Annotated in this window: 4 protein-coding genes and 2 pseudogenes; all 6 read left to right on the forward strand. The window is 73.9% G+C overall.

Annotated elements, in window-relative coordinates:
• Nucleotides 1-2,237: pseudogene (locus IEZ12_RS11440) on the forward strand (PQQ-binding-like beta-propeller repeat protein); the annotation flags it as partial.
• Nucleotides 2,234-2,824, forward strand: coding sequence for a hypothetical protein (locus IEZ12_RS11445; RefSeq protein ID WP_100586550.1), 591 nt, complete (start codon nucleotides 2,234-2,236; stop codon nucleotides 2,822-2,824). The pseudogene IEZ12_RS11440 and the gene IEZ12_RS11445, both read left to right, overlap by 4 nt.
• A 101-nt stretch (nucleotides 2,825-2,925) precedes the next feature.
• The gene (locus IEZ12_RS11450; RefSeq protein WP_189271938.1) at nucleotides 2,926-4,833 is read left to right on the forward strand and encodes an autotransporter outer membrane beta-barrel domain-containing protein; all 1,908 of its coding nucleotides are present in this window, start codon (nucleotides 2,926-2,928) and stop codon (nucleotides 4,831-4,833) included.
• A 72-nt stretch (nucleotides 4,834-4,905) separates the two neighbouring features.
• Nucleotides 4,906-6,567 (forward strand): hypothetical protein, encoded by a 1,662-nt coding sequence (locus tag IEZ12_RS11455; protein WP_189271939.1) that lies wholly within the window; start codon nucleotides 4,906-4,908, stop codon nucleotides 6,565-6,567.
• Between the two features lie 72 nt (nucleotides 6,568-6,639).
• Nucleotides 6,640-8,181, forward strand: coding sequence for a hypothetical protein (locus IEZ12_RS11460; protein WP_189271940.1), 1,542 nt, complete (start codon nucleotides 6,640-6,642; stop codon nucleotides 8,179-8,181).
• A gap of 135 nt (nucleotides 8,182-8,316) precedes the next feature.
• A pseudogene (locus IEZ12_RS11465) lies at nucleotides 8,317-9,726 on the forward strand (hypothetical protein); the annotation flags it as partial.

Below are 9,726 nucleotides of genomic sequence, written 5' to 3' on the forward strand. Positions count from 1 at the left end.
ACGACCGGATCCACGCCTCCCAGCCGCCCGGCGACGCCTTCGCGATCTCCGTCACCGCCGGATTGCCCCTGGTCCAGGAAGGGAAGGCCGCGCTCGCCCTCGACCCGCCGGTGTCGGCGGTGACCGGCGCGGTCGTCCGCTGGTCCGTCACCCGGGACGGCCCCGGCGACGCCGAGGTCTCGCCCGGCAGTCCGGCCGACACCGCCACCCTGAAAGCGCACACGGCGGGCGACGTCACCGTGGGCGTCGAGGTCACCCGGGCCGGGCACACCCGCAGCGGCCGCCTGCCGCTGCGGATCGGCCTGCCCGAGGGCCTGCTGACCGCCGGGCAGAGCATCGGGCGGGACGGCCGGATCGGCGCGACCGAGGCCGAGGCGGCCGGCACCGTCACGGAGGACTTCGACCCCGCGTACCTGCAGGTGCGCACCGACGACCTCGGCGCCGCGCCCGCCCCCGTCGACTACGGCTCCGACCCGGACAACCGGCGGATGCAGCCCGCCACCGGAGCCGCCCTGGACCGGCTGCTGGCCGGCCTCGGCCGAACCGAACCGCTCACCGTCGTCAGCGCCTACGTTCCGACCGATCCCGGACTGGCCGGCCAGGGCCGGGTCCTGGTACTGCGCGACGACAGGCTGCTCATGATCGACGGGCCGCTCCCGCTTTCCCCGGCCGCGCTGGCCGCACGCGCGTTCGCCGCCGGCTTCGACCACATCACCGTGCAGGCCCCCGCCACCAACAGTGAGCGCGGCTCCGTCCGGCTCGCGGTGGCGGCGGGCGAGCAGCTCACGGTGACGCCGAGCCCGCCCACGGCCGAACTGACCACGGAGAGCGGGATCAGCGTCGCCGTCGGCCCGCGCGCCGCACCGGTCGCCGCCTGCTTCCGGCCCGACGGCGGCCGGGTCTTCCTGGCCGACCGGGGCAGCCACCGGGTCGTCGCGTACGACCTGTCCGCGCCGCCCGGGGCACCACCCGGCGCACCGCCCCGACCCGCCGCAGCCGCCTTCGCCGCAGCCGTCTTCACCGGACCGCTGCCCGTCTCGTTGGCCTTCGTCGGCGGCCGACTGTTCGTCGCCCACGAGCGCGGCCGGGTGGTCGCCCTCGACCCCGGCACCCTCGCCGCCACGCCACTGGCGACCCCGGACGCGGTGGCCCTCGGCACCGACGGCACCCGGCTCTACCTGACCGCGACCGACGGCACCCTGCGCGCCTACGACCCGCAGTCCGGCACCCAGCTCCTCGACCTGCCGCTCCCCGGCCCGCCCGGCGCCGTCGTCCCCGTCGGCCCGCTGCTGGCCGTCCTCCTGGACGGCCCCCGGTTCTGCCTGGTCGACCGCCAGGCCGGAACGCTGCACGGCGATCCCGTGACCGCCCCCGGCGCCGCCCGGGTGCTGTGCGCGGCGTCCGGCCCCACCGACGGCAGGCTGTACGTCGGCGTGGACACCGGCGCCACCGGGGCAGGCCGCGGCGCCCTCCAGGTCTACCCGCCGGGTGCGGCCGTGCCCGACACGATCCTGACCGCCTTCCCACCGGGGACGGCCCCGGTGGCGATCTGCCCGGCCACCGACCAGCGCCACCTGTACGTGGCGACGGCCGGCCTCGGCGGGACGGGCGGACGGGTGCACGTCCTCGACACCGCCGACGACACCTGGCTGCCACTGCCGTTCGCGGCCGGCGACGACTGCCGCGCCCTGGCCGCCTCCCCCGCCGCCGCCCCCTTCCCGCCGTGCCTGCTCGCCGCACCCGGGGCCGGCGGTACCTTGCTCCTCGCCGACCAGCGGCCGCTCGGCCAAGACCCGGCGCAGCCGCCGCAGTTGACCTCCCGGCAGACCCTCGGCCCGGACGCCGACGTACGGGTGGCCTGGTCCGCGCTGCCGTTCGGCCCGGGCCGGGCCGAACCCGTCGCCTTCGACGCCCCGGTCACGGCGGTCACCGGCCTCGCCCCCGGTCTGGTCCGGGTCCGCGCCGACTGCCTGCGGGGCCCCGTCCTGCCCTACCAGTGCGAGGTCCTGCCCAAGGACCCGCAGGCGGTGATCGGCAAGGGCCAGTACGACCTGGTGCTGAACGTCCTCAACTGGTTCCAGCCGATCGGCGTGGAGTTCCTGACCGGCGACCTGCGCGCGCACGTCCACGAACTCGCCGGGGCCGACGCGCACCTGCTGCCCGCGTTCACCTTCCCGACCTACCACACCTACGACCAACTGCCGTTCCACCGGCCGGAGAGGGACGATCCGCCATGATCAACGAGTACCATCCCCTGTTCACGCACCAGGACTGGATCGACAACGAGGACCGGGTCCAGGCCGGCGGCGAGAAGGGCCTCAACATCCGCTTCCACAACCTGGAGGCCGAGTTCCGCACGATCGCCGACGACCACCTCAACCCGGTGATCGACAAGATCGCCGGGAAGCAGACCGTCCTCAGCCTCGTCCCGGTGCTGGCGCCCAACACTTCCCCGCCCGCCGCCTGGGTCCTCAACAACGACTTCGCGCAGAAACCGGACACGGCCGCGGAGGCGCACGGCATCATGAGCGTCGTGCTCCCCGACGGGGCCGCCATCGTGTCGATGACGGTCTTCGGCTCCGTCCGGCCCGCCGACCCCACCAAACCGGTGCCGCTGCCGGGCGTCCACCTGCGGAGCAACGACATGGCCTCGACGGGCGCGGTACCGATCATCGACTTCAAGGCCTTCGGGGAACCCGCCCAACCGGTGACGCCGACGACCGTCAAGAACTCCGCGAACAAGTACTTCGTCGAGGCCGATGCCACCAGTGGCGGCAACACGGGCGCCGTCACGCTGAACTGCATCCAGATCGTCTGCCAGTGAACGGACCCGGCCGAGTCGAGGAGGTGTGATCGGTGCCCATCAAGCCACCTGCGTCACAGTCCGGAACGAGCACGTTCGATCCGGGTCAGGAATCTCCGGCGTTGACGTTCGGCGTCTGGGGCGACTCCGACGTCGGCGCGGGCGTGATCGGCGCCAGCGACACACCGATGACCGACACCGCACACGTACGCCCGGCGGGAGTCGTCGGCGTCAACAAAGCCGCCCAGGGCGTCGGCGTGGAGGGCTTCTGCGCCCAGGGCACCGGCGTCCTCGGCGTCGGCGGCGCCGACCAACCCGGCGTCTCCGGGAGGGCGGACACCGGCCCGGGCGTCACCGGCGTCAGCGCGCAGGGAGTCGGCGTCACCGGGGTGAGCGGCGGAGCGGCCCCCGGCGTCACCGGGCAGAGCGGCGGAGCGGCCCCCGGCGTTTCGGGACGGTCGGACAGCGGTCCGGGTGCGGCCGGCGAGAGCGGCAGCGGGCCCGGACTGCAGGGGACGAGCACCTCGGGGACCGGGGTGCTGGGCCGCGCCACCGACGGCGCCGGCGTCTCGGGAACGGCCTCCGGCGGGCCGGGCGTGCAGGGCACGAGCGCCCGGGGTGTCGGGGTGCTCGGCCAGGGCGCGGGCAGCTCGGCCGGGGTGGCGGGTCAGGGAGTGAGCGGTCCGGGCGTCTCGGGCACCAGTACGCAGAGCGTGGGGGTGTTCGGCCAGGGCGCGGGCAGCTCGGCCGGGGTGGCGGGCCTGGCGTCGGCCGGCCCCGGCGTGCAGGGGACGAGCACGACCGGCCCGGGCGTGTCCGGCCAGGCGACGGGCACAGCCACCGGCGTGGCGGGCCAGGCGACGGACGGTCCGGGCACCGCGGGCACCAGCACGACCGGCCCGGGCGCACAGGGCGCGAGCGAGCAGGGCCCGGGGGTGCTGGGGAGCAGCGCGCACGGGGCCGGAGTCGAGGGTTCCGGCACGGACGGTCCGGGCGTGTCCGGACGCAGCGCTGGTAGCGCCGGGCTGGTCGGAGTCAGCTCACAGGGAGTCGGCGTGCTCGGCCAGGCGGCGGGGACGTCGGCCGGGGTGTCCGGCCAGGCGGACGCCGGCCCGGGCGTGTCCGGGGCGAGCGGCCAGGGTCCGGGTCTGTCGGGGACGAGCGCGCACGGCGCTGGCGTGAGCGGCCAGAGCGGCGGCACGGCGCCCGGTGTCTCCGGGACGAGCGCAGGCGGTGTCGGTGTGAGCGGTACGGGCGGGCCGGGCGCGGTCGGGGTCACCGCGACGGGCGGTGCCGGCGCACCGGGTGTCTTCGGCCGCAGCGGCGACCGCGCAGGGGTGTTTGGTTCGAGCTCCACCGGTCCGGGAGTGTCCGGCAACACCCTCTCCGGCGCGGGTGTATCCGGCACCTCGACCAACGGCACCGGGGTGACCGGCCACAGTTTTGGGGTCGGGATCGCCGCCACCGGAGGCATGACCGGACTGACGGCCAGCGGAGGCGATCTCGGCGCGGACATCACCGGCGGCCTTCGGGTGAACGGGGTGATGGTCGCGGCCGGCAGCGCCCAGTTCGTGATCGACCATCCGCTCCTCCCCGCCGAGAACACCCTCGCCCACGCCTTCGTCGCCTCGCCGGAGCGGAAGAACGTCTACGACGGGGTGGTCACCCTCGACGACTCGGGAGCCGCGACCGTCACCCTCCCCGACTGGTTCGACGCCCTGAACCAGGACTTCCGCTACCAGCTCACCCCGATCGGAGCGCCCGCCCCCGGCCTGCACGTCAGCGCCGAGATCTCCGGCAACAGCTTCTCCCTTGCCGGCGGTCCACCTGCCGGACGGGTCAGCTGGCAGGTCACCGGCGTCCGCCTCGACAGCTGGGCACAGGCCAACCCCCTCACCCCGGTGGCCGCCAAACCTCCGGACCAGCAGGACTTCTTCCTCCACCCCACCGTCTTCGACCAGCCCACCGAACGCGGGATCGGCGTCCCGCCCGTCCCCGCCCGGCAGGACGACCTCCCCGAGGAGGCGTGAACGATGCCCATCAAGCCACCTGAGTCACAGTCCGGAGCGAGCACCTTCGACCCCGGTCAGGAATTTCCGGCGTTGAAGTACGGCGTGTGGGGCGACTCCGACGTCGGCGCGGGCGTGATCGGCGCCAGCGACACACCGATGACCGACACCACACACATACGCCCGGCGGGAGTCGTCGGCATCAACAAAGCCGCCCAGGGCGTCGGCGTGGAGGGCTTCTGCGACCAGGGCACCGGCGTCCTCGGAATCGGCGGCGCCGACCAACCCGGCGTCTCCGGGAGAGCGGCCACCGGCCCGGGTGTCACCGGCGTCAGCGCCCAAGGGGCCGGCGTCACCGGGGAAGCCGACTCCGGCCCGGGCGTCCTCGGTCGCAGCGCCCACGGCGTCGGCGTCACCGGACGGGCCACCGGAACCTCCGCCGGCGTCACCGGGGAGTCCGATGCGGGCCCGGGCATGTCCGGCACCAGCACGCGGGGGGTCGGCGTGTCCGGACAGGGCGGCGGGACCTCCGCCGGCGTCACCGGACAGGCCGACTCCGGCCCCGGCGTCATCGGTACCAGCGCCCACGGCGTCGGCGTGACGGGTGCGGGGACGGCCGGACCGGGGGTGTCGGGCACGAGCACGAGCAGCCCCGGCGTGACGGGTTCGAGCACCAGCGGTCCGGGCGTGGTGGGAGCGAGTGCGCCGGGGCCGGGCGTCACGGGCAGCAGTACCGGCGGAATCGGGGTCTCCGGCACCAGCACACCCGGCCCCGGAGTGTCCGGCAGCAGCACCGGCGGGCCGGGCGTCCTCGGCAACAGCACCGGCGGACCCGGCGTCTCCGGCACCAGCACCGCAGCGCCGGGCGTCTCCGGCACCAGCACGCCCGGGCCGGGAGTTTCCGGCAGCAGCACCACCGGAATAGGTGTCTCCGGCACCTCGGAGTCCGGGACTGCGGTGAACGCAACCAGCACCAGCGGTGAAGCACTCAGCGCGACGACCGACACGAGCACCGCAGTGGCGATCTACAGCCACGAAGGCGTCGCCGTCGCGGCCTTCTGCGGGCACCCGGAACCCGAGACGGGCGGCGTCGGTTTCGGCGACGCGCCCAACAGGGGCCCGGCCGTTCGAGGCCACAGCTGGTTCGGGGCGGGCGTCCAAGGTCTCAGTGAGTTCGGTGCGGGAGTGAACGCCTGGGGCTCGACCGGTCTGACCGCCAGCGGCATCACTCTCGGCGCGGACATCAGCAACAACCTGCGCGTCAACGGCGTGATCGTCTCCGCCGGCAGCGCCCGCTTCGTCATCGACCACCCGCTCGACCCCGCCGAGACCACCCTCACCCACGCCTTCGTCGCCTCGCCCGAACAGAAGAACGTCTACGACGGCGTCGTGACCCTCGACGACACCGGAGCGGCGACCGTCACCCTCCCCGACTGGTTCGACGCCCTCAACCAGCACTTCCGCTACCAGCTCACCCCGATCGGCGCACCGGCCCCCGGCCTGTACGTGAACGCCGAGATCTCCGGCAACTGCTTCTCCGTCGCGGGAGGCACACCAGGCGGGAAGGTGAGCTGGCTGGTCACCGGTGTACGCCTCGACAAGTGGGCACGCGCCCACCCCGTCGAACCCGTCACCGCCAAGCCCGCCGACCAGCGCGGCCGCTTCCTCCACCCCACCGCCTTCGACCAGCCCGCCGAACGCGGAATCGGCGCCCCATCCGTCCCCGTCCGGACGAACCGCCCCGAGGGGGTGTGAACGATGCCCATCAAGCCACCTGATTCACAGAACGGAGCGAGCACGTTCGATCCGGGTCAGGAATCTCCGGCGTTGACGTTCGGCGTGTGGGGCGACTCCGACGTCGGCGCGGGCGTCATCGGCTCCAGCGACACCCCGACGACCGACACCGCACACGTGCGCCCGGCGGGAGTCGTCGGCGTCAACAAAGCCACCCGGGGCGTCGGCGTGGAGGGCTTCTGCGCACAGGGCACCGGCGTCCTCGGCATCGGCGGCGCCGACCAACCCGGCGTCGCCGGGAAGGCGGACACCGGCCCCGGCGTCACCGGCACCAGCTCACAAGGGGTGGGCGTGACCGGGAATGGCGGCGGCATGTCCCCCGGTGTCTCGGGAAATGCGGCGGTCGGCCCGGGCGTGTCCGGCACCAGCGACCAGGGAGCGGGGGTCTCCGGCAACAGCACCAGTGGCCCGGGCGTCACCGGGCAGGCGGACACCGGGCCCGGCGTCCTCGGCACCAGCACAGACGGCACCGGCGTCACCGGACAGGGCACCTCCCGCCCCGGCGTCCTCGGCACCGGCGCTGACGCCCCCGGGGTGCAGGGCATCAGCGCGCGCAGTCCCGGCGTGGCGGGATCGAGCCCGCCGGGGCCTGGCGTCTCCGGCATCAGCAGCGACGGCCCGGGCGTCTTCGGTGACAGCGGGCACGGGCCGGGCGTCAGGGGCCTAAGCGCGCTCGGCACCGGAGTGGAGGGCACCGCCGACCCCGGGCCGGCGGTGTCCGGCAACAGCCTTTCCGGTACCGGTGTCCTCGGGACATCGCTCTCCGGGACGGCGGTGAGCGGAACCAGCACCAGCGGTCAAGCACTCACCGCGACGACCGACACGGGCACCGGGGCGGTGATCCAAAGCCACGACGGCGTCGCCGTCTCAGCCTCCTGCGGGCACCCGGAACCCGACACCGGCCAGAGCATCGGGTTCTCCGACCCGCCCAACAGAGGTCCAGCCGTTCGAGGCCAGAGCTGGTTCGGGCCTGGCGTCCAAGGTGTCAGCGTGCACGATGCGGCAGTGGACGCCTTTGGCTGGATCGGTCTGGCCGCCAGCGGCGTCACCCTCGGCGCGGACATCAACAACGGCCTGCGCGTCAACGGCGTGATCATCTCGGCCGGCAGCGCCCGCTTCGTCATCGACCACCCGCTCGACCCCGCCGACACCACCCTCACCCACGCCTTCGTCGCCTCCCCCGAACAGAAGAACGTCTACGACGGCGTCGTCACCCTCGACGACACCGGAGCGGCCACAGTCACCCTCCCCGACTGGTTCGACGCCCTGAACCAGCACTTCCGCTACCAACTCACCCCCATCGGCGCACCCGCCCCCGGCCTGCACGTGAACGCCGAGATCTCCGGCAACAGCTTCTCGGTCGCTGGAGGGCCGCCCGGCGGGAAGGTGAGCTGGCAGGTCACCGGCGTCCGCCTCGACAAGTGGGCACGCGCCAACCCCGTCACGCCGGTGACCGCAAAACCCGCCGACCAGCGCGGCCGCTTCCTCCACCCCACCGCCTTCGACCAGCCCGTCGAACGCGGAATCGGCGTCCCGCCCGCCCCCGTCCGGACGAACCGACGCGAGGAGATGTGAACGATGCCCATCAAGCCACCTGAGTCACGGTCCGGAGTAGGCAGTACCTTCGACCCCGGCCAGGAAAATCTGACATACGGCGTCTGGGCCGACTCCGACACCGGCGCGGGCGTGATCGGTGCCAGCGAAGAGCCGATGACCGACACCGCACACGCAGGCCCGGCGGGAGTCGTCGGCGTCAACAAAGCCACCCGGGGCGTCGGCGTGGAAGGCTTCTGCGACCGGGGCACCGGCGTCGTCGGAATCGGCGGCAACGACCAGCCCGGCGTCCTCGGGAGAGCGAGCACCGGCCCGGGCGTCCTCGGCACCAGCGCCCAGGGGGTCGGCGTCGCCGGACAGGGCGGCGGAGCCTCCGCCGGCGTCACAGGGAAGTCCGATGTGGGCCCGGGCATGTCCGGCACCAGCGCCCAGGGGGTCGGCGTCGCCGGACAGGGCTGCGGGACCTCCGCCGGCGTCACCGGGCAGGCCGATTCCGGCCCCGGCGTCACCGGCACCAGTACCCACGGCGTCGGCGTGGCGGGAGCGGGGACGGCCGGACCTGGGGTGTCGGGCACGAGCACGAGCAGTCCCGGCGTGACGGGTTCGAGCACCAGCGGTCCGGGCGTGGTGGGAGCGAGTGCGCCGGGGCCGGGCGTCTCGGGCAGCAGCACCGGCGGAATCGGTGTGTCCGGCACCAGCACACCCGGCCCGGGAGTGTCCGGCACCAGTACCGCCGGGCCGGGCGTCGCAGGCAGCAGCACCGGCGGACCCGGCGTCTCCGGCACCAGCACCGCAGCGCCGGGCGTCGCCGGCACCAGCACGCCCGGGCCGGGCGTCGCAGGCAGCAGCACCACCGGACCCGGTGTCTCCGGTGCCTCGGAGTCCGGGACCGCAGTACGCGCAACCAGCACCAGCGGCGATGGATTCACCGCGGCAACCGACACGGGCACCGGGGCGAACATCTACAGCCACGACGGCGTCGCCGTCATGGCCATGTGCGGACACCCGGAACCCGACGATGGCGGCGTCGGGTTCGGCTCCTTGCCCAACAGGGGTCCAGCCGTTCTGGGCCACAGCTGGTTCGGGACGGGCGTCCAAGGTCTCAGCGAGTCCGGTCCGGGAGTGGATGCCTTTGGCTCGACCGGTCTGACCGCCGGCGGCACCACCCTCGGCGCGGACATCAACAACGACCTGCACGTCAACGGCGTGATCCTCTCGGCCGGCAGCGCCCGCTTCGTCATCGACCACCCCCTCGACCCCACCGAGAACACCCTCACCCACGCCTTCGTCGCCTCACCCGAACAGAAGAACGTCTACGACGGCGTGGTCACCCTCGACGACTCCGGAATGGCGACCGTCACCCTCCCCGACTGGTTCGACGCCCTGAACCAGCACTTCCGCTACCAGCTCACTCCCCTCGACGCACCCGCCCCCGGCCTGTACGTCAGCGCCCGGATCTCCGGCAACACCTTCTCCGTCGCGGGAGGCCCACCCGGCGGAGAGGTCAGTTGGCAGGTCACCGGCGTCCGCCTCGACAAGTGGGCGCAGGCCAACCCCGTCACGCCG

Source organism: Kitasatospora griseola (genome assembly GCF_014648555.1).
GTDB classification, from domain to species: domain Bacteria; phylum Actinomycetota; class Actinomycetes; order Streptomycetales; family Streptomycetaceae; genus Kitasatospora; species Kitasatospora griseola.